General features: G+C 60.4%; 22 protein-coding genes. 18 read left to right on the top strand and 4 right to left on the bottom strand.

All coding sequences use genetic code 11. The annotated features are described in order from the left end of the window. Positions 1-7: 7 nt before the first annotated feature. A complete protein-coding gene (locus U5K31_08035) occupies positions 8-1,093 on the bottom strand; it encodes a hypothetical protein (protein MDZ7772671.1) in 1,086 nt (361 codons plus the stop codon). A 166-nt stretch (positions 1,094-1,259) separates the two neighbouring features. Here U5K31_08035 and U5K31_08030 point away from each other — a divergent pair, with 166 nt between their 5' ends. After that, complete coding sequence (locus U5K31_08030; protein ID MDZ7772670.1) at positions 1,260-2,201, top strand: formimidoylglutamase; 942 nt, start codon at positions 1,260-1,262, stop codon at positions 2,199-2,201. Here U5K31_08030 and U5K31_08025 read toward each other — a convergent pair. After that, positions 2,198-3,355 (bottom strand): Mrp/NBP35 family ATP-binding protein, encoded by a 1,158-nt coding sequence (locus U5K31_08025; protein MDZ7772669.1) that lies wholly within the window; start codon positions 3,353-3,355, stop codon positions 2,198-2,200. The genes U5K31_08030 and U5K31_08025 overlap by 4 nt on opposite strands. Before the next feature lie 194 nt (positions 3,356-3,549). On the opposite strand from U5K31_08025, the gene gcvT reads away from it, so the two are divergent. The 15 genes from gcvT (at position 3,550) to U5K31_07950 (ending at position 18,838) form a co-directional block, all read left to right on the top strand. Beyond that, positions 3,550-4,647, top strand: coding sequence for a glycine cleavage system aminomethyltransferase GcvT (gene gcvT / locus U5K31_08020; GenBank protein MDZ7772668.1), 1,098 nt, complete (start codon positions 3,550-3,552; stop codon positions 4,645-4,647). Between the two features lie 54 nt (positions 4,648-4,701). Beyond that, complete coding sequence (locus U5K31_08015) at positions 4,702-5,442, top strand: 2-phosphosulfolactate phosphatase (GenBank protein MDZ7772667.1); 741 nt, start codon at positions 4,702-4,704, stop codon at positions 5,440-5,442. Beyond that, a complete protein-coding gene (locus tag U5K31_08010; GenBank protein MDZ7772666.1) occupies positions 5,426-7,960 on the top strand; it encodes a DNA translocase FtsK in 2,535 nt (844 codons plus the stop codon). The genes U5K31_08015 and U5K31_08010 overlap by 17 nt, the downstream gene beginning before the upstream one ends. A 1-nt stretch (position 7,961) precedes the next feature. Then, positions 7,962-8,615, top strand: a complete 654-nt coding sequence (locus U5K31_08005) for an outer membrane lipoprotein carrier protein LolA (GenBank protein MDZ7772665.1) — start codon at positions 7,962-7,964, stop codon at positions 8,613-8,615. A 5-nt stretch (positions 8,616-8,620) separates the two neighbouring features. Next, the gene (locus U5K31_08000) at positions 8,621-9,652 is read left to right on the top strand and encodes a lysylphosphatidylglycerol synthase transmembrane domain-containing protein (protein ID MDZ7772664.1); all 1,032 of its coding nucleotides are present in this window, start codon (positions 8,621-8,623) and stop codon (positions 9,650-9,652) included. Between the two features lie 169 nt (positions 9,653-9,821). Continuing rightward, entirely contained in the window at positions 9,822-11,564 is a 1,743-nt protein-coding gene (locus U5K31_07995) for a hypothetical protein (GenBank protein MDZ7772663.1), read from the top strand. 7 nt (positions 11,565-11,571) lie between these two features. Then, on the top strand, positions 11,572-11,766 hold the full coding sequence (locus tag U5K31_07990; protein ID MDZ7772662.1) for an HU family DNA-binding protein: 195 nt from the start codon (positions 11,572-11,574) through the stop codon (positions 11,764-11,766). Next, on the top strand, positions 11,763-12,893 hold the full coding sequence (locus tag U5K31_07985; protein MDZ7772661.1) for an SPOR domain-containing protein: 1,131 nt from the start codon (positions 11,763-11,765) through the stop codon (positions 12,891-12,893). The genes U5K31_07990 and U5K31_07985 overlap by 4 nt, the downstream gene beginning before the upstream one ends. Positions 12,894-12,910: 17 nt before the next feature. Further along, positions 12,911-13,642 (top strand): MotA/TolQ/ExbB proton channel family protein, encoded by a 732-nt coding sequence (locus U5K31_07980; protein ID MDZ7772660.1) that lies wholly within the window; start codon positions 12,911-12,913, stop codon positions 13,640-13,642. A gap of 3 nt (positions 13,643-13,645) precedes the next feature. Next, the gene (locus U5K31_07975; protein MDZ7772659.1) at positions 13,646-14,056 is read left to right on the top strand and encodes a biopolymer transporter ExbD; all 411 of its coding nucleotides are present in this window, start codon (positions 13,646-13,648) and stop codon (positions 14,054-14,056) included. A 20-nt stretch (positions 14,057-14,076) separates the two neighbouring features. Then, positions 14,077-14,919 carry a TonB family protein gene (locus tag U5K31_07970; protein MDZ7772658.1) on the top strand — a complete coding sequence of 281 codons (843 nt, stop codon included), beginning with the start codon at positions 14,077-14,079 and terminating at the stop codon, positions 14,917-14,919. A 177-nt stretch (positions 14,920-15,096) separates the two neighbouring features. Beyond that, entirely contained in the window at positions 15,097-15,981 is an 885-nt protein-coding gene (locus tag U5K31_07965; GenBank protein ID MDZ7772657.1) for an NAD(P)H-binding protein, read from the top strand. Between the two features lie 106 nt (positions 15,982-16,087). Continuing rightward, positions 16,088-18,163, top strand: a complete 2,076-nt coding sequence (locus U5K31_07960) for a S9 family peptidase (protein ID MDZ7772656.1) — start codon at positions 16,088-16,090, stop codon at positions 18,161-18,163. 1 nt (position 18,164) lies between these two features. Continuing rightward, positions 18,165-18,614 carry a nuclear transport factor 2 family protein gene (locus U5K31_07955; GenBank protein MDZ7772655.1) on the top strand — a complete coding sequence of 150 codons (450 nt, stop codon included), beginning with the start codon at positions 18,165-18,167 and terminating at the stop codon, positions 18,612-18,614. Positions 18,615-18,697: 83 nt separating this feature from the next. Further along, on the top strand, positions 18,698-18,838 hold the full coding sequence (locus U5K31_07950; GenBank protein ID MDZ7772654.1) for a hypothetical protein: 141 nt from the start codon (positions 18,698-18,700) through the stop codon (positions 18,836-18,838). 6 nt (positions 18,839-18,844) lie between these two features. Here U5K31_07950 and U5K31_07945 read toward each other — a convergent pair whose 3' ends face one another. Then, positions 18,845-21,199, bottom strand: a complete 2,355-nt coding sequence (locus tag U5K31_07945) for an ABC transporter permease (protein ID MDZ7772653.1) — start codon at positions 21,197-21,199, stop codon at positions 18,845-18,847. Positions 21,200-21,332: 133 nt separating this feature from the next. Then, on the bottom strand, positions 21,333-22,049 hold the full coding sequence (locus U5K31_07940) for a hypothetical protein (protein MDZ7772652.1): 717 nt from the start codon (positions 22,047-22,049) through the stop codon (positions 21,333-21,335). A 253-nt stretch (positions 22,050-22,302) separates the two neighbouring features. Between U5K31_07940 and U5K31_07935 the strand changes: the two genes are divergently transcribed. Together U5K31_07935 and U5K31_07930 are read left to right on the top strand one after the other, a co-directional pair. Further along, positions 22,303-23,712, top strand: a complete 1,410-nt coding sequence (locus U5K31_07935) for a PQQ-dependent sugar dehydrogenase (GenBank protein MDZ7772651.1) — start codon at positions 22,303-22,305, stop codon at positions 23,710-23,712. A 61-nt stretch (positions 23,713-23,773) separates the two neighbouring features. Beyond that, complete coding sequence (locus U5K31_07930; protein MDZ7772650.1) at positions 23,774-24,247, top strand: DinB family protein; 474 nt, start codon at positions 23,774-23,776, stop codon at positions 24,245-24,247. The last annotated feature ends 15 nt before the right edge of the window (positions 24,248-24,262 follow it).

Below are 24,262 nucleotides of genomic sequence, written 5' to 3'. Positions count from 1 at the left end.
ATATCAGCTATTCTGTACATGACAAGGCACCCTCCTTGGTTTCTTCGGCGTACTGGCTGCTCATATGGTCGATGACGGAGGGAATGCGCCCGAGATCCTGTCCCAGCGAATCGGCCTCCGCCCGGATGCTGCGCACGTTGGAGAGTACATCGCAGGCCTCGCCGTACGCCTCCACCTGCAGGTAGGTGTCCAGCAGCCAGTTGTAGGCGTGGTAGTCGCGGTCGCGGAGGGGGCGGCCGGTCTCCTGCTGCCATGCGACGGAGGCCTCCCAGGCCGCGACGTTGGCGTCGATCACCTCCTGCCACATCTCCATCTGCCGATAGATGTGGCTGGGCATGTGGATGGCGTGGGAGGAGGAGTAGGCCACGTCGGCGTAGTCGATGGCTGGACGCAGTCCCATGGGCGCGAAGGTGTCGTTGTCGTAGACGTGAATCAGGTAGTGCATGGCCCCGGGGTGCTGCGGGTTGCGCTGGTAGATATTCTCCAGGTCCGCCGCAATTCCGGTCACCTTGGCGGGATCGGGGTTGTCATAGTCGTGGCCGGGAAGGCTCATGCGCGCCAGCGCGTGAAAAGCGAGAGCTTCGTCGTCTTCCGGGTAGGCTTCGGCTATGGCGCCCATCTGTTCGGCCCAGGCCTGCATGCGCTCCTCCCGGCTGCTTTCGGGGTCAAAGAGCGAGCGAGCCGCCTCCACGTACATGCGCTCGCGATCGGTCCAGTCGACGCCCTCCCCGCCGATCTGCTCGTCCAGCGCGTTGAGAACCTCCATGCCCGCCTGCTGGTCGTGCTGCTGCCAGAGCGGGTGGTCGTGGGTCATGGCTTCGCCCCAGTAGGCGATGGCCAGGCGCGGGTTCAGCTCGCGGGCGCGGCGGAAGTGATCGCGCGCCTCGGGATACCAGAAACTGTGCAGGGCCAGCACCCCGGTCAGCAGTTCCTGCTCGGCTTCGCCGGTTGCCGAATTGGGGAATTCAATGGAGCCCAGAGAGAGAGGGTCGCCGCCGTCGGCGGAACTGGCCGACTCCTGTTTTTGCGGCTGGCTGCACGCTGCCATGAGCAGCAGGGACATTATCATGAGGGCCATGCGTCGGATAAGCATATCGAATGGGTCGGATTGCGGGATGTGCGCTTGTTGTCTGCTCAAATAAGGACAATAAATGCCTGATTTCAAAACCGCGGGGCCTGGACGCAACGAGGTTTTTTGGGAAGCGGTCCGGGGTTTGTACTTTACCGTTGAAACACCTCAGCCATACTTCAACGCCCGCATGTCCAAATTCCACTCGGCTCATATTCCGGTTCCCCATACCGACGGGGATGACCCCCGCTTGGGTCCCCTGCTGGCCGGCGGAGACCTTCCCGAGAAGGACCTGCGTGCGGTGATACTGGGTTTTCCCTCCGAGGAGGGTGTCCGCCGCAACGGGGGTCGTCCCGGCGCGGCCGAAGCGCCCGACGCCATCCGGCTCATGCTCTACAGGATGACCCCCGATGTGGAGTCTCCGGGCGATCACCGGCACCTGCTGGAACGGACGCGCGACCTGGGTAATTTTCGGCTGGATGGGAGCCTGGCCCAAAGCCAGGAGGCCTTCGGAGAAGTGGTGGCCGGTTATCTTCGGAAGGGCGTGGTACCGGTGATTCTGGGAGGGGGACACGAAACGGCCTTCGCCCACTTTTCCGGATATGCAACCGCAGGGCTCCACACTGCCATACTGAATCTGGATGCCCATGCCGACGTGCGCCCCCTCAAGGAAGGCATGCCCCATTCCGGATCACCTTTCCGGCAGGCCGTCGAACATCCCTCCGGTACATGTGACCGCTACATGGTGGCAGGCCTGCAGCCTTGCGCTGCGGCTGCCGCCCATATAAACTATATCCGCGAGCAGGGCGGACGTTGTCTGTTGCGGGAGGAGACCAACATCAGCTCGCTGCCTGAGTTTTTCCACGACCACCTATCTGAACGGCTTATGGTGACCTTTGATATGGATGCGGTGGACCAGGCTTTTGCCCCGGGCGTGAGCGCGCCCTGCGCCAACGGCCTGCAGCCGGATCTCTGGCTGACGGCGGCCTACCTGGCGGGGCGTAACGAAAAAGTAACCTCCTTTGATCTGTCCGAGGTGAATCCGCAGTTTGACCGGGATGGCCAGACGGCGCGGCTGGGGGCATTGACGGTTTGGCATTTCCTGCTGGGCCTGAGTCACCGGGGACGCTAGGGCTTGATCTTGATATCCACCTTCTGGGTGGGCGCCTGATCCTCCCTGCGGATGGCGAGCTGTTGAATGGTGTTCTGGGAGATCTCCATAAAAGCTTTTTTGGAGAGGGAGTCTTCCTCCTGCAGCACGATGGGCCGGCCTTCGTCGCCACTTTCGCGCAGTTTCTCCTCGATGGGAATCTCGCCCAGGAAGTTGATGCCCATGCGCTCGGCCAGGTTGCGGGCGCCGTGTTTGCCGAAGAGGTAGTACTTCTTGTCGGGAAGTTCCGGCGGGGTGAACCAGGCCATGTTCTCCACGATGCCCAGCACGGGTACGTTCACCTTCTTGAACATGGCCACTCCCTTGCGGGCGTCGTCCAGGGCCACGTTTTGGGGCGTGGAGACCACGATGGCGCCGGTCAGCGGCACGGTCTGCACGATGGTGAGCTGCACGTCGCCGGTGCCCGGGGGCAGGTCAAGCACCATGTAGTCGAGCTCGCCCCACTCCACCTCCTGCATGAACTGCTTGACGGCGCTGGTCACCATGGGTCCGCGCCAGATCATAGCCTGGTCGGGATCCACCAGCAGTCCCATGGAGAGGAAATGCACGCCGTGCTTCTTGAGCGGAATGAGTTTTTTGCGCGTGGTGATGTTGGGGCGCTCGTGGGCGTCCATCATCGTCGGGATGCTTGGCCCGTAGATGTCGGTATCCAGCAGGCCCACCTTGGCGCCGGTACGGGCCAGTCCGCAGGCCAGGTTGACGGCCACGGTGGATTTGCCCACGCCGCCCTTGCCCGAGGCCACGGCGATGATGTTTTCCACCCCGCCCAGGATCTCCTGCGGCTCCTCCTGCTGTTTTTCACGGTGGCCCTGGCCGGGAAAGGCCGGCTTGCCGTCCTCCCCTTCCCCGTCCTTGCTCCACTTGGAGATGTTTACCGCAGTGGTGATGTCGAGCACCGCGTCCTCGGCCACATACTTTTTGATCGCCTCCGCGCAGCGCTCTTTCAGTTCAGCTTCCAGCTCGGAGTCTTTCTCCGGCAACTCGACGGTGAAGGTGATGAACTTGTCCTGCACGATCAGGTCCTCAATCATATCGAGGGAGACGAGGTCCTTTTCGTTCTCCGGGTGGATGACGTGGGTCAGGGCCGAACGTACCTGCTGCTTGTTGATGGACATGAAAAAAAGTGCTCTTGGCTATGATGGTTGCAGTCTTGTAAAGATAAGCATTTGGGCAGAGATGCTAAATACCGGCCGGTGGAGAAGAATTCATTCTCCATTCTACCGCCAAATGGTTAACTTTTGGCTTTTGACCGCGGCCCCGCATACGGCCTCAAAGCCCGAATCAGCAACGTCCATACCCTGCAGCAGCCATGCCCAAGCGCACGCCCTTTTACCGGATCCACGAAAAAGCCGACGCCAAGATCATCGATTTCGGCGGCTTTGACATGCCGGTGCAGTACGAGAGCATCAAGGCCGAGCACCATGCCGTACGTGAAAAGGTGGGTGTCTTCGACGTCTCCCATATGGGCGAGTTTTTCGTGGAGGGAGACGGCGCGGGTGAGCTCATTCAGTACCTGACGGTCAACGATGTCACCAGGCTCTCACCGGGCAAGGCGCAGTACACCTGCATGTGCTACGAGGACGGGGGCATCGTGGACGATCTGATTGTCTATATGCTGGCCGAGGGACGATACATGCTGGTGGTGAATGCCTCCAACATTGAGAAGGACCTGGAATGGGTGACCTCCCACAACGACTTTGACGCCGAGGTCACCGACCGCTCGGGCGACTACTGCCTGCTGGCGGTACAGGGCCCCGATTCGGTAAAAACCCTGCAGAAGCTCACCGGCACCGACCTGGAGGACATCTCCTTCTACAGCTTTGAGACGGGCAATTTTGCGGGCTTCGACGGGGTGATACTCTCGGCTACCGGCTACACCGGGGAGAAGGGGTTTGAGATTTACTTTGACGCGGGAGAGACCGATCCGGAAGTAATCTGGGAGGCCATCATGGAGGCGGGGGAGGAGTACGGCATCGAGCCCTGCGGGCTTGGGGCCCGTGACACCCTGCGCCTGGAGATGGGCTTCGCCCTTTACGGCAACGACATTGATAAAACCACCAACCCCCTGGAGGCGCGCCTGGGCTGGCTTACCAGGCTGGAGGCAGGTGATTTCATTGGCCGGAAGGCGCTGCAGCGCATGAAGGAGGAGGGTCTCCGACGCAGGCTGGTGGGCTTCGTGGTCGACGATCCGCGTTCCATCCCCCGCAAGGGCTACCCCATCCTGGACGCCGGCGGGGAGATCATCGGGGAGGTGACCAGCGGTTCGCGCTCCATCACCCTCGGCACCAACATCGGCATGGGTTATGTCAGCCTGGACCACGCCTCCGAGGGCGACACCCTATATATAGGTATACGGAACAGGACGGCCGAAGCCACGGTACAAAAGCCCCCCTTCCTCAACAGATAGAGAAGGAGGTGCGTGTATCATCAACACAGAGTTTAGAGAACGAAATCAAGGACCATGAGTACGGGAGTGGAAGTATTTACGGCCGCGCAGGCCTTTTCGGAGGATGAGCTGCGGGGCAAAACCGCCGTGATGATCGATGTGCTCCGGGCCAGCAGCACCATTGTGGCCGCCCTGGAAAACGGGGCCAAAGGCGTCATCCCGGTAGGGGACATGGACGCGGCGGGACGCATCTCGCAGGGGCTGGACTCCTCCCACTACCTGCTCTGCGGGGAGAAGGACGGGGTGACCATCGAGGGTTACGATCTGGGCAACTCTCCCCTGGAGTACACTCCTGAAACGGTGGGGGGACATACCGTGATTCTCAACACCACCAACGGCACCAAGGCGTTGAAACGCTGCAGCCTCGCCGGGGAGGTATACGTGGGATGCTTCCGCAACCTGGACGCCCTGGTCCGCCGGCTGCGGGAGTCCGGCAACGATATTGTGCTGGTCTGCGCGGGGTGGCGGGGACGGCTCTCCATCGAAGATTTACTTTGTGCCGGTAATATTATTCACGAACTTAGCGAAGGGAGTCTGTCTGAAGACGCGCGCGACGGGGCCAAGGTCGCTTTTGGTCTTTTTGAAAAATTTGGTGATGATATTGAGAAAGTTGTGTTTTCATCGAACCATGCGTCCCGGCTGCAGGACATTGTAGGGAGCGAGGACCTGCGCTACTGCGCGGAGCTGAGCGTCACCGACGTTCTGCCGGCCATGCATGAAGGAATCATTACAGACAGCCATGGCAAGCAAGAATAAGTCGGCCTCCTTCCTCGGCGGGATCTCCCGCACCCGAAAGCTGGAGATCGCGGGCATTCTGATCATGGCCATCGGTACCCTGGTGGCCCTGAGCATCCTGACTTATCACCCGGCCGACTACGGGTACGTGCAATCTCTTTCCCCGGGCAGCATCGCCTCGATGGAGGGGGGTCCTGCCCTTCGGGTGCAGAATGGGTTGGGCGTGCTGGGCGCCTACCTTTCGCATTTCTTTGTCTACAGTCTATTTGGATATGTCAGCGTGATTTTCTCCCTGCTGGTGGTGGGCTTTGGCTGGATGGTATTCCGCTGCAGGGACGTCCGTGATATGGTTTGGCCCATCTCCGTGGGGCTGTGGACCATGGTGCTGCTCGCCACCTCGCTGGGACTTCTCAACAACGAGTTCGGCTGGCTCTCCTCCAACTGGAGCGGACAGTCGGGGCTGGGCGCCGCCTACCTGCTGCACCGTTTTACCAACTGGGGCGCCTTTCTTATCCTGCTGGTGATGCTTGTAGTCACGGCCATGATGGTGCTGGACCGTGATTTGCAGAAATCCATCGACCGCGTCAAGAGCTGGTTTGCCGCTATGAAGGGGCGTTGGGAGGAACGTCTTGAGGAGCGTAGCCGCCGCCGCGAGGAGCGCGGACGCCAGCGTGAGGTGGAGGCCCGCCAGCAGGCCGAAAAGAAGGTCAGGGACGAGTCCACCTCCCCTTCTGTGCAGAAGCGCGGGCCCGAACAGGGGGGCGGCCAGCGGGGCAGTGACGGCGCCCAGGCCCCCTCTCGGAGCATCGACGACATCGTGGAGGAGTCGCAGAAGGAAGACGAGGAGCGCCGCCACCGCGAACAGCAGGAGGTGCAGTCTCTCGATACGCGTACCCGCGCCATTCTTGACAAAGATGATACTCGCAAGGTGGCCGAGGAAGAGGAGGACGATGTGGATATTTCGGTCTTTGTGGGCGAGGGCGAGGAGGAGGCCGACCAGCGCGCCCTTGAGCGCCAGAACAAGGACAAGGCCCGGGATATCCCCGAAATCAAGTACAAGTTTCCTTCCATTGACCTGCTCGACTCCCCGCCTCACGATGGGAATGAGGTGGATATGCAGGAGATCAAGGATAACAAGCGTATCATCCTTGACAAGCTGAAGCGCCACAAGATCGAGATTCGCAGCATCAACGCCATTGTGGGGCCTACGGTCACCCTCTACGAGCTCGATCCGGCGCCGGACGTGAAGATCTCCAAGATTGAGAGCTATGCCAACGACCTGAAGATGGCCACCGCCGCCCACGGGCTGCGTATCATTGCTCCCATTCCCGGCCGTTCGGCCGTGGGCATCGAGGTGCCCAACGGCGCACGCGAAACGGTCTACATGAAGACGGTCATCAATACCAAGAAGTTCGTGGAGACCGACTTTGAACTGCCCCTGGCTTTCGGCAAGACCATCGAAAACGAGGTCTTTATGGTGGACCTGACCAAAATGCCCCACTTGCTGATTGCCGGCGCCACAGGATCCGGAAAGACCGTGGGCATCAACACCATCATCACCTGCCTGCTCTACAAGTGCCATCCGGACAACCTGAAGTTTGTGCTGATGGACCCCAAGAAGATCGAACTTTCCCTCTATCGCCATATTCAGAACCACTTTCTGGCCACCCTCCCTGGAGCCGAGGAACCTATTGTGACCGACACCTCCAAGGCGCAGGAAACCCTGGAGAGCCTCACCGAGGAAATGGACGAACGCTACGAACTGCTCAAGATGGCCATGGTGCGCGACATCAAGGACTACAACGAGAAGTTTGACAACGGGGAGCTGGATGAGGAGCTGGGCCACCGCCACCTGCCATATATTGTCGTAGTGATCGACGAGCTGGCGGACCTGATGATGACGGCGGGCAAGCAGATCGAGGAGCCCATCGCACGCTTGGCGCAGCTGGCCCGGGCCGTAGGACTCCACCTGGTGGTGGCCACCCAGCGGCCTTCGGTGAACGTGATCACCGGCACGATCAAGGCCAATTTTCCCGCGCGAATTGCCTACCAGGTTGCTTCCAAGGTGGACTCCCGCACTATCCTTGACATCGGAGGGGCCGACCAGCTCATCGGCAACGGAGACATGCTCTTCACCAACGGCGGCGGCATGACCCGCATCCAGAACGCCTATGTCTCCACCGAGGAAGTGGAGCGCATCACCGCTTTTATCGGCGGACAGCTCGGATACAAGCATCCTTACCACCTGCCCGTTGTACATGATGAAAGCGCCGACGGCGACATCCCCGATCCGCTGGAAGACATCGATGAACTCTTTGAGTCGGCCGCCAAGGTGGTGGTACTGCACCAGCAGGGTTCAGTATCGCTTCTTCAGCGCAAACTTAAAATCGGTTATAACCGCGCCGGACGTATCATCGACCAACTTTATAATGCAGGCGTCGTAGGACCCTACCAGGGAAGCACGGCGCGTGACGTGCTGGTGGACGACGAGGATGAACTGGAGCAACTGCTTAACGACCTGGATGAATTTGACCGATAGCATGTCTTTTACTTTGCGCAGCGCCGCATGGGCGATTCTTCTTCCGGCGGTCCTGGCACTCTTTGGGATGCATCCCTCGATTGCTACCGCCCAGGGAGGCGATTCCAACAGGGAGGCCTTCGAACAGCTCAGGGAACGTTTCGAGAACGGGGAGATCTTTGCGGCCGCCTTTACACACTCCTACGTGGATTCCTTTACGGGCGACTCCACATCCGACAGCGGGCGCATCTGGGTGGGCCGGCAGCGCTATAAGGTGCAGACCGGCAACGAAACCGTAGTGGTGGATGGGGAGACCTCCCGGGTCTACGACCGCAACCGCAACCGCGTAATCATCAGTACCTACGAGCCGGAAGACGACGATTTCGCCCCTTCGCGCATTCTGAATGGGGTGGACTCCACTTTTACGGTTGAAACTCAGGAACGGCGCGGCAACCGCGAGTACATCCTGCTCACTTCCGGTGACCCATTTGCCATGTACCGCCAGGTGGAGATCTGGCTCACCCCCGACCTGATTCCCCTGCGCATTCGCGCGGTCGACCCCGCGGATAACGTCATTACCACCGCCTTCAGCGACGGCGCCTTCGCCCGTCCCGACTCCGCCCTTTTTCGGCTGGATCCTCCTGACGGCGCAGAGGTTATCGACATGCGCAACTGAGGCAAATGCTTCGCAAATCGATCAAAATCGCATTAACACTGCTGCTTGGGGGACTCTTCCTCTGGCTGGCTTTCCGCAACGTGCCCCTCCGCGAGGTCTGGGACTACGCCCGGCAGATCACCTTCTACTGGGTGCCCCCCTTCGGACTGACCCTGCTGACCGGGCATTTCCTGAGGGCTGAGCGCTGGAGATTGCTCATTGAGCATGACAAGAAGGAACTGAATCGCTCCACCCTGGTGGCCGGGGTCCTCACCGGATACCTGCTGAATATCGTGGGTCCCCGTCTGGGAGAGGTGAGCCGGCCGGTCTATGTGGCCAAACGCGAGGGTCTGAGCGCCTCCAAGCTGATGGGCACCATCGTTCTGGAGCGCATCATCGACATGGCCACCATGCTGCTGCTTCTGCTGGTGGTATGTATCTACCTTATTACAGACCTTGAGCTGCTCCGGCAGATTTTTGGGGAGCAGACGGTGCGTATGTTTTCGGGAGGATTTGCCCTGACGGAGCTGCTATGGATCGTCGGCCTCCTGCTTCTCTTTGGACTGGGGGGATGGGCGGGCTGGTCCCTGCTGTGTTACCTGGGCCGCCGCTTCGAGTCTGTCCGTCCCTGGGTGGACCGCATCCGCAACGCCGTGCGCATGTTCCGCGACGGCATTCTGGCCGCCCGCCAGGTAAAGAGGTGGGGGCTGTTCCTTTCCTATACCCTGCTCATCTGGGCCTGCTATACGGCCATGTCGTGGATCCCCTTCTGGATGTTTGACATGCAGACCGTTTACGACCTGAGCCTGCTGGACGCACTGGTGGTTACCGTCATCTCGGCCATCGGTATCGCCATTCCCTCCCCAGGCGGCATCGGGACCTACCATTACTTTGTCAAGCAAACCCTGCTGGTACTCTTCGCCGTGCCGGCCGTCACCGGGCTGGCCTATGCCACCATCACTCACGCCGCCACCGTACTTTTTGTGGCGCTATTCACCCCTCTTTCACTGGCAGTGGATAAATACGTGGCGACACGCGAGGGGAAGCCGGTGAACTGAACCCGCCAGTGCGGGGACACGCACCTGCCTGCGGGACCGGAGATGTCACGCCTCACGGCGGTTTGGGCCGAAACCTCCGCCCCTCCGGGCGCTATAATGCCCATTAAGGATTGCCGAAAAATTCGTACATTGCATGTCTGAAAAATCCACCGACGGAACCCGACCAGCCATGCGGCTATCGTACCTGTTGCCACTTCTGATGCTTGCGGTCCTCACCGTGCCTGCACATGCCCAGCAGGAGCAGGGCCAGAATACCCTGCTCCCGGAAATCGACCCGCAGGACATCGAAATACGGAGTCAGTTTCGCGCCCGTTTCCCCGGGCTCACCCGGCAGCCCATCCTGGGCTTCGATCCCAATCCCCGGGTTTTCCAGATTGACCCCGACCGCATGCCCTTCATGGAGTCTCGCGACGATGTGGTGGCCAGTCTCTCGGTCAGCGAACTCTCCCGCCCCGCCCCCCCCGATTATGTGCCCATGTCCTATTCCGCTCCCATCGGCCTTTTTGCAAATGCCGGTTTCGGGAGCTACACCGCGCCGGAGGCGAAGTTATGGGGCCTTTACAAACCGTCGGACCGCAGCTACGTAGGGATGGATCTCGATCTGAGCACCTCGTTGGACGACCACCTGGATCAACGTCCAAGCACGTACCGGGACTTTGCAGCCAACCTGGAGTTCGGCACCAAGCTGGATGCCCGTACCCAGCTGGATGTGTTTGGGGGGATGCGAAGCGACTTCAACTACTCCGCAGGATTTCCCCCTTCCGGCAGCAGCACCGACTACGGCCAGCGCAGCCTTACCGGTTTCAATCTAGGGGCGGAACTCCGCAGCATGCGCAACGGTGTGACAGGGTGGGATGCCCGGGCCGACCTGAAATTTAACGGCATGAAGGTGAATGAGGGTGGAGGCATCCGCCAGGGGCATGAGGCCGTCTACGAGGTGGGCGGACGCTACCAGTGGGCCGGAAGCCAGCCGCGAGAAACATGGCAGGTGAAAGGCGACGTGCGCGGCGGCATCTACTCCGATGAAATCGGCGACGGGACCACCGGCTGGATCACCCTGTACGGTGCGGCTGTCTACGATCGGCTGTTCAACTATACGACCCGGCTAACAGCCGAGGCCGGCGCCTACTATGTAGCCAATTCGATGGAAAGCGCGGTCCTTCCGGGACCCCGCCTAAGCCTGAAGTACTGGATCAGCGAGCGCCTGACGCTTCAGGTGCAGGGCGAGGCCGCACCCCGTCTCTTTAGCCGCGGGCAGCTCTATGACCGCAACCGCTTTGTCCAGATTGAACAGGAGTTGGGGCACAGCTACGACATGCGCGGATCGGCCGAGATTTCCCTTGCCTTTTTCGACGAGGGCCGGATCTATGGCGGAGTGAGCTATCGCTACGGCGACAATAATCCCGTTTTTGCCTACGAAGGGGCCCTGTCCGCGGCCGCGGCCGCCGGCGATCCTCCAGCCGATTACCGTGTATACTACGATGACCTGACTGTGGCCAGAATCTTCGGTGGCGTCTCCCACGCCCTGGTGGCCGAAACCATCTGGTTCCACGCCGAGGGTTACTTACAGGTACCGCGCCTCGTAGATGAGGTGTCCTACCACAGCGGCGATAGGGTGCCCTTTATGGAAACGTGGGGGCTCAACGGCAGTATCTCATTTCGTCCCATTAACGATATCAAGGTCGAGGGCTGGGCCGATCTCATGGGAGGCCGGCCGGCCAACAGCCAGCAGACCCTGGATGCGGAGCTCGATCCCGTCTTTCTGCTGGGGGGGCGGGCTGACGTAGAGATCAGCGACCATTTTGGGGTGTATGCAAAAATTGTGAACTTGTTGAGCCAGAATTACAGCATGTGGTACCGTTACCCCGAGCGTCCTCTGCAGGTCTTCGGGGGCGTCACGCTAAAACTGTAAAGAGAGCATGGAAAAGGCATTTTTACAGGCATTCAGGGAAGTGGTGCGAGAACAGGTGCTGCGGAAGAACGAGGTGCACCTGGACGGGCTCGGATACTTTCGCTTCGAGCACCGCAACCAGTTCCAGAAACAGTACGATGACGGCCGGGTGGTTATGATGCCGCCCCGGGACACCATTACTTTCAATCCGGACCATTCATGAAGATCGACAGGGAACAGCTTGCAGCGCTGCTGGCCGAACGATCGGGCCTGGACAAGGAGGAAGTACAGGCACAGCTGGACACGCTCATGGAGCGCATTCGCAGCGCTGCAAAAGAGGGCAGATCCTTCGAGATCGAACAGTTTGGCACCTTCCGAATGGAGGGGGGCGAACTGAGCTTTGAACCCTCCCGTACCCTCCGAACTGAGATCAATCAGAAGTATGCCGGGATGAAACCCATCGAGCTCATCGGCGCCTACAAGGAGCAGCATGTTGCAGGGGAGACGCCGCAGGGAGAGGAGGATGTCATAGCAGCCGGCGCTTCTGATGAGAAAGGGGAGGCATCCAGAAGTTTTGAACTTGATACCGGTCAGGCCGATCCGGCAGATGCCGGCAGCGGAAAGGAGGATTCCCGCCGCAGCCGCATAAAGGCTCGTGCCGCCAAGGCCCGCCGGGAGGCTGCCCACCGCTCAGGAGAGGAGGGGCAAGCGCAGGAGAAGAAGGGAGAATCTGCGGCTGTTCCGCCTTCCTCGGGTGAAAAGACGCCTTCCTCCCGCCGGGACAACCGTCATGTGAAAACCAGCCGGGATAAACGATCGGGCGGATCCCTGGGACGCATCGCGGCCGCCGTGGTCCTTGTCGTTGCGGTGGCAGCCGCCGGCTGGGTGGCCTGGGACTCCGGACTTTTCGATCCCGCCGGACCAGAAGCCGGGGAGTCGGTGCAGACGCCCGCCGAACCGGACAACCGCCCCTCACTCTCGCAGGATGAGCAGGCTGCCGGGGAGCAGGAGGCCGTGCAGACGGAACAAAGCGGCGGCGAAGACGTTACTACCGCAGGAGGGGAGGCGTCGTCTTCCGGTTACGGGCTGGAAGGCGATATGAACACCAACCTTTCCTCCTATTACGCCATCGTCGTGCACTCCCTGGCCGACCGAACAGCCGCCGAAAACCGTGCGGATCAGTTGCGTCAGCAGGGGTATAGGGTGACCGTACGGACAACCACCGTCGGGGGCACGCAGTACTGGCGGGTGGGGCTGGGGCAGTTTGAAAGCATCACCAAGGCACGCGAGGCGGCCGACGGACTTTCCGAACCCTTTCGCAGCGACCACTTTATCAGGAATATCCAATAGCTAACTTCTACCCACACATGCATCCCACACTCCTACTTCTTTTTCAATCCCAGGTGCAGATGGACACCACCCTGCAGGATTCCCTCAGCCTGGCTAGCCAGCAGGATTCCATGTCCTTCTTCGGGCTGCTGGCCGAGGGCGGCGTACTGATGATTCCCCTCTTCCTGCTGAGCTTTCTGGCCATCTATGTAATTGCCGAGCGGTGGCGCTCACTCAACAACTCCCGCATGGAGATCGACGGATTTTTGCGCACCATCGAGGGGATGCTCAAGGACGGCGACCGCCAACGGGCGCTGACCTACTGCGATGGCGTTGACAAGCCCCTGGCGAACATTCTCAAGGCGGGCATCCGTCGCCTAGGACGTCCCATCCGCGACATCGATGACGCCATTCGCAATGCGGGCAAGAAGGAGATCTACCACCTGGAGAAAAGGATGAACTGGCTTGCCACCATTGCCGGTGTGGCCCCGCTGATCGGCTTCACCGGGACGGTGACTGGGATGATCGAGGCCTTCATGGATATCCAGTCCCTTCAGGGTCAGGTCAACCCCAGCGTGCTGGCCGGGGGTATCTGGGAAGCGCTGATAACCACCGCCACGGGACTGATCGTAGGTATTATCGCCTTCGGATTCTACAACTTCCTGCTCGGCAAGATCAACCGCATGGTTCACGAACTGGAAAATGCTTCCGCTGATTTCGTGGACATGCTGCAGAGCCCCTCTGCCAAGAAAGAACGGGAGAAGGTGTAAGACATGGACTTTCGTAAAGATGACGATCGCCTGGAGCCCCTGACGCTGTTTTCGCAGTCGTCGCTGACCGATATCGTGCTCCTGCTGCTGATTTTTTTCCTGCTCACCTCCTCCTTTGTGACCAACTTCGGCATCAAGGTCAACCTGCCGGAGGCTGAAACCTCCTCGCAGACTGATTCGCAGTTTGTAAATGTTGCCATTACGGCCAAGGGCGAGTATTTCGTGGACGGGGAGCGGGTCACCAGCGGCATGCTTACCAACGCCATCCGCGAGGCCTACCGCAACAAACCGGGATCCTCGCTCGTTCTGCGGGCGGACAGGGAGGCGATTATCGACAATGCGGTGCGCGTCATGAACGTGGCAGGCGCGCTTCAGATGCCTATATTGCTGGCTACGGAACGAAATACGCCCTGAGCCCTATACACTAACACAACATGGACTTTCTCGACGACATACCTCTGCTCAGGAACATCCCCGACGAGGAGCGCTTCGGCTGGCTGGTCACGGGTATTCTGCACCTTGTGATGATCATCTTCTTCCTTCTCTACACCTTCAGTCTCAATGACCGCATGCGCACCACCTTTATCGAGGTGGACTTCGGGGAGTACCAGAGCGGTACGCGCGCCCAGTTTTCGGAAGTAACCAACGAGGAGGTGGCCACCCGCCCCGACCCCTCCGAGCAGCAGCCCGAGAATCCGCAGCCCGAACCTCGGGAGGAGGTGCAGGAGGAGCAGGCTGCCACCGAAGAGGAGGTCAAGCAGGTGGACGCCCCCGATCAGCAGAACGTGCAGGACGAGCAGAAGGTCACCACGCCCGACACCGAAGTCATTGACCCCACACGGCAGACGGCTGAGCAGGAGCAGCAGGAGGCCGTGGTCCCCCCGAAGGTGGAGGAGGACAGCACACGCCAGGAGGGCGCCGAGATCTCCGGCGATGTAGAGGGCACCGAAGGCGACGTGAACGCCGACCAGGGCACCGGCAATGAGCAGGAACGCTCCTCTCCCTACGAGCTTGAATGGGAGGGCGATATCGAACGGTCGCCCATGATGCAGCCCCTTCCCGAAAACACGGCCGACGTGGAAGCCACCATCACCGTGCGCTTTGAAGTGAAACCCGACGGCACCATCGGCCAGATGGTTCCCACCCGCAAGATGAATCCCGAGCTCGAACGTGAGGTAATCTCCACCCTACGCAGCTGGCGCTTCTCGCGGCTGCCCTCCGGCGTACCGCAGCAGTCGCAGTATGGCACCATTACCTTCCGTTTCGTGCTGGAGTAGGACGCCCTGCCGATATCCCTCCCAACCGTTTACGGGCGCCCCTGTATACGACGGTGACTCCGCGAACCCGATTCTCACAGAGGTGCCGGGTCCGGATTTATTTTTTATTACCTTCCCCCTTCGCGTAGGCCTGAAAGAGGGCCGCCATCAACCGGAAGCACCATAGCACACAATACTATGAGCGATGCCGTCTCCTCCCTCGCTGTTATAGGGGCCACCGGCATGCTGGGCAAGCATGTCACCCGCGAACTGCACCGGGCCGGATTTTCGGTCCGTGCACTGGTCCGCGACCCAGGGAAGGCCAAGGGCGTACTGCCCGACGAGGTGGAGGTGGTGCGTGCCGACCTGCGCCGGCCGGTTACGCTCCTCGAAGGCATGAAGGGCATGGACGGTCTCTACGTGAGCATCAGTACGGGGCCACATGAACAAGACGCCGATTTTCGCACCCAGGTGGAGGGCGTGCGGAATCTGCTCGATGCTGCGGCAGAGAGCGGCGTCCGCCGTATCGGCTATCTCTCCTCCATGGTATGCAAGTACTCGGACTACGACTGGTGGGTATTCGATTACCAGCGGCGGGCCTGTGACATGCTCCGGACTTCTGAATTGACCACGCTGCTGTTTTACCCCTCCAATTTCTACGAAAACATTACCGAACTGCAAATGAGCGGGGGACGTATCATGCTGGGCGGCTCCCAGAAAACACAGAGCTGGTGGGTGGGCGCCTCCGACTACGGCAAACAGGTGGCCGCCGCCTTCCGCCTGGAGGACCGCAGCGACCGTGAATACGTAATCCAGGGTCCCGACGCCTACAACTGGCGGGAGGCCGCTGAAGAGTTCATCGAGCACTACGATGCCCGTAAGCTCAAAACCATGTGGTCACCGCTCTGGCCGTTCCGTCTTATGGGATTTTTCTCCAATACCCTTGACTTCCAATACCAGATCCTGAAAGCCATCAACCACTACGACGAGAAGTTCGCCGCCGAGGAGACCTGGAAGGAGCTGGGTCGCCCCCAGACCTCCCTTGCTGATTTCGCCCGCCAGACCGCCCAAAAGGAACGCTGAGCCCGACTTGTGACCATGCACCGGATGCAGTTCACAAATAGCACGCTTTTTTGCATCTTGGGGTGAACCGGAAGTAATTACTGGAGTTCACTCTATGGCCCCTAACATGCAACGCCTCTCCGCCGTGCTCCTGCTGGTCCTGCTGGCAGCTACGGCCGCTCCCCCCGACACGCAGGCCTGGCAGGTCCCCCCCGGACAGACCGGACTCTTCAACCTGGAAAACGTCTTCGACTTGGAGTACGTGACAGATCCGCGCATTTCGCCATCGGGCGGACAGGTGGTCTACGTACGCAATTCCATGGACATCCGGCGCGACCGGCGAAGCTCCAGCCTGTGGACCGTCAATGCCGACGGCTCGCGGCACCGTCCGCTGACAGACGGCGACGGTTCCCAATACTACCCCCGATGGTCTCCGGACGGCAACCGCCTCCTCTACGTCTCTTCCACAGAGGACGAGGGAAGTGAAATGTTTATCCGCTGGATGGACACGGGCGAGGCCGTCCAGATCACACATCTGGAGGAATCGCCGGGCAGTCCAAGTTGGTCCCCCGACGGCTCGATGATCGCCTTCACCATGTTCGTGCCCGGGCCTGATCCGCCCATGGTCACCCTTCCCGGAAAACCGGAAGGCGCCGAGTGGGCCGAACCGGCAAGAGTGATCGACCGCCTGCAGTACCGGGCGGACGGCGCGGGTTATACCGAAAAGGGTTATACCCATCTCTTTGTAGTTCCTTCCACGGGAGGAACGCCGCGACAGCTTACCACGGGCGACTACAACCACTCGGGCACGCCCCGGTGGTCGCCCGACGGAAACCATATCTACCTGTCCGGCAACCGGCGGGATAACCCCGAGGAGGAGCCCAGCAATACCGAAGTTTACCGGGTGAGGATTTCCGACGGACAGATATACGCACTCACCTCACGGCTGGGACCCGACAGCAATCCCGTACCGTCTCCCGACGGACAGTACATCGCCTACACCGGCTACGACGAAGAATACCTGGGCTACCAGCAGAACGACCTCTACATCATGAACGCCGACGGCAGCGGCAAGCGCTTACTCACGGACACGTTTGACCGCTCGGTAAGCAACCCGCAGTGGAGCCAGAGCCGCAACGGGCTCTTTGTCCAGTATGACGACCAGGGCCGCACCATACTGGCCTTTGTTTCCATGAGCGGGCAGGTGCGCGAGCTGGTAGACGACCTGGGGGGCACATCCCTCGGGCGCCCCTACAGCAGCGGAAGCTACTCCGTCTCCCCGGGGGGCGCCTTCGCCTACACCCGGTCGCGTCCCGACCGTCCCTCCGAGCTGGGACTGGGAAGCTATGGCGGTTCCGGCGGTGGAGGACAGGACGCGGGCGCACGTACTTTAACCGGTGTCAACGAGGATCTTTTTGGAAACAAACAGCTGGGTGACGTGGAGGAAATTTGGTACGAATCAACCCACGACGGGCGCGAGATCCAGGGGTGGATTGTCAAACCTCCGAATTTTGATCCTGCCCGCGACTATCCCATGATTCTGGAGATCCACGGGGGACCCTTTGCTGCCTACGGGCCCCACTTTTCTGCTGAGGTGCAGCTCTACGCTACGGCCGGCTACGTGGTGCTCTATACCAATCCTCGCGGAAGCAGCAGCTACGGACGTGAATTCGGCAACCTTATCCACCACAACTACCCCTCCGAAGATTACGAGGATCTGATGTCAGGGGTGGACGCCATGGTGGAGCGCGGCTACGTGGATTCCGACCGCCTCTACATCACGGGAGGCAGCGGGGGAGGTGTGCTGACGGCCTGGTCCATCGGCAAGACCGACCGTTTCCGTGCCGCGGTGGTGGCCAAGCCGGTGATCAACTGGTACAGCTTTGTACTGACTGCCGACGGTCCTTCTTTTTTCTACCGCTGGTGGTTCCCTGGCTATCCGTGGGAGCATCGCGATCACTACATGGACCGCTCGCCCATCTCCCTGGTTGGCAACGTCACGACGCCCACCATGCTGCTGACGGGTGAGGAAGATTATCGTACGCCCATCTCCGAAACCGAGCAATACTACACCGCCCTCAAGCTGCAGGGCGTGGAATCGGTGATGGTGAGGATACCCGGCTCGGGACACGGCATCGCCTCGCGTCCCAGCCAGCTTATGACCAAAGTGGCACACATACTCACCTGGTTCGAGGATCACTGACATGAAGAAAAAATTTACTTCCAACCTGCTGCGCACCGGACTCTATCTGGCCGCTGCGGCCCTGCTGGTCGCTGTAATCTACGGATGTTCGTCGGAGCCGGCTCCAGAACCCCCTGAAACACTGACACGCTTCTATGAGGCTTTTAACAGCCACGACGTGGAGGCTATGCTGGAGCTAGCCCACGAAGATATCCGCATGTACAGTGTGAGTGGTCCGCGCATCTCTACGGACATCGACGGAAAGGATGAGCTGCGCACTTGGCTTACCAACTATTTCGCGGAATACCCCGAAGTGCGTTCAGAGATTTCGGGCTTCGGCCGGCATAGCAACTATACCAGCCTGGTGGAGACCGCCACGTGGGGCGACCCCGATGATCCCGTCAGCCAGTCTTCCACGGTGGTCTACGAGGTAAGCGACAGCCTGGTGGTGGCAGCCTGGTACTACTACTGAAGATGAAAACAGGACAGGGGATCGCAGGATGGCTCCACATGCGTTCTTAATGGAACCGAGGAGCTCTTGACCAGAGATAGTCCATGAGCTCTTTGCTGGAGAAACTTTTCCGTCTGCGGGAGAACGCCACCACCCCGGCACTCATCGTGGTGGGCCTGTTTATGTTCCGCAATTTGCGGGAGATCGGGATCTTCTCCGCGCTGAACCTGGCGCTCACCATGTAGGCAATCCTACTCACGGCGGATCGAATCCACGGGATTCATCAGTGCTGCCTGCAGGGAGCGATAGCCGGTGGCCAGGAGGGTTACCAGCACCACCGCCAGCACGGCCCAGATGAGGACCATCGGGCCGATGTCGATACGGTAGGCGAAATTCTCCAGCCACTGCGATCCGGCGTAGTAGACGACCGGCACGGCCACCAGCGCGGCCAGGGCGATGAGTTTTCCAAAATCCCTGTAGAGCAGAAAGACGATGCTGCCCACCCCGGCGCCCATCACCTTGCGGATGCCGATCTCGCGGTAGCGCCGCTGTACGGTATAGGCGGCCAGCCCGAACAGACCCATGCAGGCAACAATGATGGAGAGTCCGGCGAAGACCCCGATCACCCTGGCGGTGCGCTGCTCATTTTCGTACTGCTGCCGGATGAGATCGTCCACGAAGGTATAGTCAAGCTGCGTCTCCGCGCCCAGCTCCGTCCAGGCGTTGTGCAGGTCTTCCAGACCTTCTCCGATGTCATTACCTGCAAGTCGCACCGTCATCGAGAAAGACCGGCCGAAGGGGTTGTTGACCAACGCGGCGGGCTCAATTTCATTCCGAAGTGATTCCATGTGGAAGTCCTCCACGACGCCCACAACACGGAAACGTCGGCCGATTTCACGCCCGATAATGTCCCGGTTGTCGGTGAAGCCCAGAGCTTCGACGGCGCTCTCGTTGAGGACGGCCTCTTCGGGGAACTGCCGTCCCTCTTCGCCGTAGGGCCGGAGGTTGCGGCCTGCCAGTAGCTCGATGCCGGTGGTTTCAATAAAGTCGGAATCCACCCGCGGAGTGGCGAATGTGTACCGCTTGCCCTCCACCGAATCGCTGTCGAAGGTGAAGCTGATGCCGGTAAATCCACCCGTGGCAGGCGCCCGGCTGGCCGTGACCGCCTCCACAGAAGCCTGCATGCCGAAGGCGGACTTAACGGCGTCGGTCTGCGATACGAGTGCAGGATCGTTGACCTGAATGTTGACAAGAGGATCGGAGTCGAATCCGAGATCCTTCTGCATGGCGTAATTCAGCTGCTGCACGATGAGCACCGTAACCCCGATCATGACGATGCCGGCAAGAAACTGGAAGGAGACCAGTCCCTTGCGCAGCAGGGCGGAGCCGAGGCCCATGTTCCTGCCCTGCAGTACCTCGCGGGGATTGAAGCCGGAGACAAAGAGGGCCGGATAGCTGCCCGCCAGAAGGCCCGTGACCAGGAGCACGCCAGCAAGGGCCGCATAAAACACCGGTCCGGCCAGCGAGAGGCTGACCTCGGTGCCGGCATACCGGTTAAACCAGGGAATGGCCCCATACAGCATGACGAGGGCCAGGGGCAGCGCGGCCAGGGTCAGCAGCATGGTCTCAAACAGGAACTGTCCGGTCAGCTGGGAGCGGTGTGCACCCATCACCTTGCGCACGCCGATCTCTTTGGCGCGCTGCGAGTATCGGGCGACGGCCAGGTTCACGTAATTGGCGCAGCCCAGGACCAGGATGACGAGGGCGATGGCGGAGAGGATCTGTATGTACTGCCAGTCGCCCTTGCGCTGGGCATGCAGGCTGGAGAAGTGGACCTCGTCAAGAGACTGCAGGCGGATGTCCTCCACATGTTCCTTGCCGTCCACCTCGCGCACGTGGCGGAGCATGCGGTCAGCGATGGCGGCCGTATCAGCCTGCTCTCCCAGGAGCGTGTACATGAGTTGTCCACAGTCCAGACAGCGTCTGGTATTGCGCAGCGATTCGTAGGAGAGGAGGATGTCGTAGCGGAAATGGGTGTTGACCGGGATGTCCTCCATTACCCCGGTTATTTCAAAGGAGGTGGGTTCGTTGCGCCAGTTCAATTCGAAGGTTTCCCCCACGGGGTTGGCATCCCCAAAGAGACGCTGCGCGGTGCTGCGGGAGATCACGGCCGTATGCGGTGCGTCCAGGCTGCCGTCCGGACTGCCGTAAACGAAGGGAAAGGAGAAGATATTGAACAAGTTGTCCTCGGTGCAGAAGAGGTCCAGGTTGCGGTAGTCTGTGCCGTCGACGCTGACGGGCGGGCCGGCGCAGTTGATCATATAGGAGGCGTCCTCCACGCCTGCGTAGCTGCCGCGCATCTCCTCGAGAGGCGCCCCGTTTACGTATGTCCCCCACCGTTTTTCGTTAAAGCCTGAGTAGGAGGTGACCCGGTAGATGCGCTCCTTGTTTTCATGGTAGGTGTCGAAGCTCATCTCATGCTGCACGTAGAGGAAAATCAGCAGCACCGAGGCGATGCCAAGGGCCAGTCCCCCGATGTTGATCAGCGAATAGCCGGGGCTCTTGGCGAGGTGGCGGCGGGCGAATTTCAGATAGGACCGAAGCATGAAGCCTCCCGTTAGTTACCATTAAACAGGTAGTATGCCCTATTTTTACTGAACTTGCAAGAGGCGTCCATAAAAAAGGCGGTCCTGAAGTGCGTCAGGACCGCCTTGAAAAGGTGTTTGCTTGCAGCTTTTGCTACTCGATCTCGAAGTTCTCCACGTGCAGGTTGAGGGCGTGGTTGACACGCAGCCCCGCAATGCCTTCGGTGACCATGTCGCCAGCCGGCATGGTATGTACCTGGGTGCCGTTCACGAAGAAGTTGAGGGTGTCGCCGCTTCGCTCAACGGCCAGCGTATTGGGAACGGAGGCCTCGGTGGTGTCGGTGTAGGAGACCATGGCGTCGGTGTCGGTCCAGTTCTCCACAATGGAGGTCTCGCTGCCCATGCGCTGTTTGATCAGGTACTGCCCGCCGTTGCGTAGCAGGAAGTAGGTGTAGGCCTGGTCGTCGGCGTTGAGGTTGCGTCCTCCGAAGAACAGCCCGTAGGCCTCGCGGCGGTCGCCCGGATCGAAGAGGTGCATGGTGGAGGAGATTCGGAAATCGCCCGAGAGGGTGTTGGTGGAATCCCAGTAGATGGCGGCCGGACCGCTGGTGATGTGCATGCCCGGTACCATGTTCACCCAGAATATGTCGGCCGTTGATGTGTCGGCGCCTACCACAGCCTCCGTAGCAGGGTTGTCAAGACGGTACTGCCAGTCTACCGGCACTTCACCGTCGGCACCGCCTCCCAGGGTGGCCGTGGTTTCGGTGGTGTCGCTTTCCATGGCCTCATCGTCCGATTGCTGGGAGGTGCATCCCACGGCAATCATGCAGGCCAGGGTAATGATCAGGGAATAGGGTAAAAGGCGTTTCATAAGTTCGCGAGTGATTTTCAGTTGGAGGTAAAACTATATGCAAGGTTCATATAGTATTCGAAACTAAGAGTTCCTCACCGATTTATCTAATGGAAATATAATTTACAGAGCGGACGAACGCCGCCCCCTCTCCATCCGTAACCGGACCGGCTTCCTGAAGGTGGGCTATGCGTGGGTGTTTTAAGTAAACTGCTGAATTTTGTCGGTCAATTCGTTTACTTGCAGGTGTTACCGGTAAATCAACCTATCTAACATGCAAGCCCACGCCCGCTGCCTGCTGACCTTTGCGCTGCTGCTGATCACCGCATCCGCCTGGGCCCAGACCACCGACGATCCGCTGCCACCCATCGATGACCGCGAGCCCGTGGTGGTCGACGTGGCCGAATTTGCCACCCTCCCTATGGTAGACGGCCAGACACCCCGCATGATGAACCTGGTGGACGAGCTGGCCACCGGCCGCATGTTTGTGAATGGCATGCGCGGGCCGATATGGGCGGTGAGCTACGAGGGGGAGGTCGGCGAATATATCAACATAGCCGACCCGCAGTGGGAGGTGAACGTGGCCTCCGGGGGACGCGAGCAGGGTTTCCAGAATTTCGCCTTCCACCCGCAGTACGGCCGGCCGGGCACCCCGGGCTACGGCCGATTTTACACCTGGACCGACGTGGAGGCCGACGGATCGCCGGTCGATTTCACCACACCGCAGGAGGGGGCCTCCCACCACACGGTGCTCCTTGAATGGGTGGATTCCAATCCCGGCAACGACACCTACGACGGCGAGGCGCCCCGAGAGCTGATGCGTTTTGCCCAGCCTTTCGGGAACCACAACGCCGGCGGACTGGCCTTCAATCCGCTGGCGGAGGAGGGGGACCCCGACTTCGGCAACCTCTACGTCGGGGTGGCCGACGGAGGCGCGGGAGGCGATCCCATGGATCTGTCGCAGGACCTCGCCAGCGGCTTCGGCAAGCTGTTCCGCATCGACCCGCGCGGCTCCGACAGCCGGAATGGCGCCTATGGAATCCCGGACGACAACCCTCTCGTGGACCAGTCCGGCGCCCTGAACGAGATCTACGCCTACGGCATGCGCAATCCGCAGCGATTCGGCTGGGACCCGGCCACCGGCCGGCTCTACCTGGCGGACATCGGCCAGAACACGGTGGAAGAGGTGAGTCTCGTACCCCGGGGAGGCAACCTGGGCTGGAACGACTGGGAGGGGAGTTTCCGGTATGTGGGACGAGAGGGCGTAAGCATTTCCGGCGTACGCGGCAACCCTGACATAACCTACCCGGTGGCCGAATACAGCCACCGCGAGCCGCTGCTCGGGGGACGCGCGGCCGTGACAGGCGTGGTAGTCTACCGCAACGGGGAGATCCCGCAGCTCCGCGACCGCCTGATTTTCGCCGACTTTCCCAGCGGGGAGATCTTTCTGATTGACGCTGACAACCTGCCGGAGGGCGGATCCGAAGGCATTACGCGCATGCTGCTGCGCGACGGCGGCGGCCAGTCGCTCACCTTTTTGGAGCTTATCCAACAGAAAAATGAGGAGCAGGGGCGCAATCCCGCCCGCCGCACGGACCTGCGCATGAACCGTGGACCGGACAACCGGGTATTCCTGTTGAACAAACACGACGCCACCATCCGCGTGCTGGTTCCGGAAAGATAGGAGGGCGTCTTCCGTAATTCGCCCGGACCACGCTGGAATCCCAACTGGTAATCGTATCTCCATGCCAACCGAAGAAGACCAGGCGCTTCGAAAGAGACTTGTACGTCATTTGAACGGGGGCGAGGCCTTCTCACCTATCGACCGGGTGTTGGAACGGGTATCCCTTCACCAGGTGGGCATCGTGCCCGACGGACTGCCATACTCCTTCTACCAGCAATTCTGGCATATTCGCTTCGCCCAGTACGACATCCTGGAGTACTGCCGCGGGTCGGCCTACCAGGCGCCCGAATGGCCGGACGACTACTGGCCGGAAGTTACCGCCCCGGAGAGCGGGGAGGAATGGAAAAAGCTGAAGGAGCGTTACTTCGAGGATCGCCGGGACCTCCGCGAAATGATCCTGGACCCGTCCAACGACCTCTTCAAACCCTTCGCCTCCGACCATGACCACACCCTGCTGCGCGAAGCGGAACTGGTTATCGAGCATACCGCCTACCACACCGGCCAGCTCTACGTGATCGAACGGCTGGTGGACTGAACCCTCCGGCCTTGA

The sequence above is a fragment of the Balneolaceae bacterium genome, from assembly GCA_034521445.1.
Taxonomy (GTDB): domain Bacteria; phylum Bacteroidota; class Rhodothermia; order Balneolales; family Balneolaceae; genus JAXHMM01.
The sequence above is the reverse complement of the archived record's forward strand: the minus strand, read 5'-3'. Positions and strand labels throughout refer to the sequence as shown.

Coding starts and splice junctions, on each gene's coding strand:
- U5K31_07950 (MDZ7772654.1), top strand. CDS start 18,698: ATGAGCTCTTTGCTGGAGAAACTTTTCCGTCTGCGGGAGAACGCCACC.
- U5K31_07980 (MDZ7772660.1), top strand. CDS start 12,911: ATGCATCCCACACTCCTACTTCTTTTTCAATCCCAGGTGCAGATGGAC.
- U5K31_07960 (MDZ7772656.1), top strand. CDS start 16,088: ATGCAACGCCTCTCCGCCGTGCTCCTGCTGGTCCTGCTGGCAGCTACG.
- U5K31_07990 (MDZ7772662.1), top strand. CDS start 11,572: ATGGAAAAGGCATTTTTACAGGCATTCAGGGAAGTGGTGCGAGAACAG.
- U5K31_08000 (MDZ7772664.1), top strand. CDS start 8,621: ATGCTTCGCAAATCGATCAAAATCGCATTAACACTGCTGCTTGGGGGA.
- U5K31_07940 (MDZ7772652.1), bottom strand. CDS start 22,049: ATGAAACGCCTTTTACCCTATTCCCTGATCATTACCCTGGCCTGCATG.
- gcvT (MDZ7772668.1), top strand. CDS start 3,550: ATGCCCAAGCGCACGCCCTTTTACCGGATCCACGAAAAAGCCGACGCC.
- U5K31_07965 (MDZ7772657.1), top strand. CDS start 15,097: ATGAGCGATGCCGTCTCCTCCCTCGCTGTTATAGGGGCCACCGGCATG.
- U5K31_08030 (MDZ7772670.1), top strand. CDS start 1,260: ATGTCCAAATTCCACTCGGCTCATATTCCGGTTCCCCATACCGACGGG.
- U5K31_07975 (MDZ7772659.1), top strand. CDS start 13,646: ATGGACTTTCGTAAAGATGACGATCGCCTGGAGCCCCTGACGCTGTTT.
- U5K31_07930 (MDZ7772650.1), top strand. CDS start 23,774: ATGCCAACCGAAGAAGACCAGGCGCTTCGAAAGAGACTTGTACGTCAT.
- U5K31_07945 (MDZ7772653.1), bottom strand. CDS start 21,199: ATGCTTCGGTCCTATCTGAAATTCGCCCGCCGCCACCTCGCCAAGAGC.
- U5K31_08005 (MDZ7772665.1), top strand. CDS start 7,962: ATGTCTTTTACTTTGCGCAGCGCCGCATGGGCGATTCTTCTTCCGGCG.
- U5K31_08010 (MDZ7772666.1), top strand. CDS start 5,426: ATGGCAAGCAAGAATAAGTCGGCCTCCTTCCTCGGCGGGATCTCCCGC.
- U5K31_07935 (MDZ7772651.1), top strand. CDS start 22,303: ATGCAAGCCCACGCCCGCTGCCTGCTGACCTTTGCGCTGCTGCTGATC.
- U5K31_08015 (MDZ7772667.1), top strand. CDS start 4,702: ATGAGTACGGGAGTGGAAGTATTTACGGCCGCGCAGGCCTTTTCGGAG.
- U5K31_07985 (MDZ7772661.1), top strand. CDS start 11,763: ATGAAGATCGACAGGGAACAGCTTGCAGCGCTGCTGGCCGAACGATCG.
- U5K31_07995 (MDZ7772663.1), top strand. CDS start 9,822: ATGCGGCTATCGTACCTGTTGCCACTTCTGATGCTTGCGGTCCTCACC.
- U5K31_08025 (MDZ7772669.1), bottom strand. CDS start 3,355: ATGTCCATCAACAAGCAGCAGGTACGTTCGGCCCTGACCCACGTCATC.
- U5K31_07955 (MDZ7772655.1), top strand. CDS start 18,165: ATGAAGAAAAAATTTACTTCCAACCTGCTGCGCACCGGACTCTATCTG.
- U5K31_08035 (MDZ7772671.1), bottom strand. CDS start 1,093: ATGCTTATCCGACGCATGGCCCTCATGATAATGTCCCTGCTGCTCATG.
- U5K31_07970 (MDZ7772658.1), top strand. CDS start 14,077: ATGGACTTTCTCGACGACATACCTCTGCTCAGGAACATCCCCGACGAG.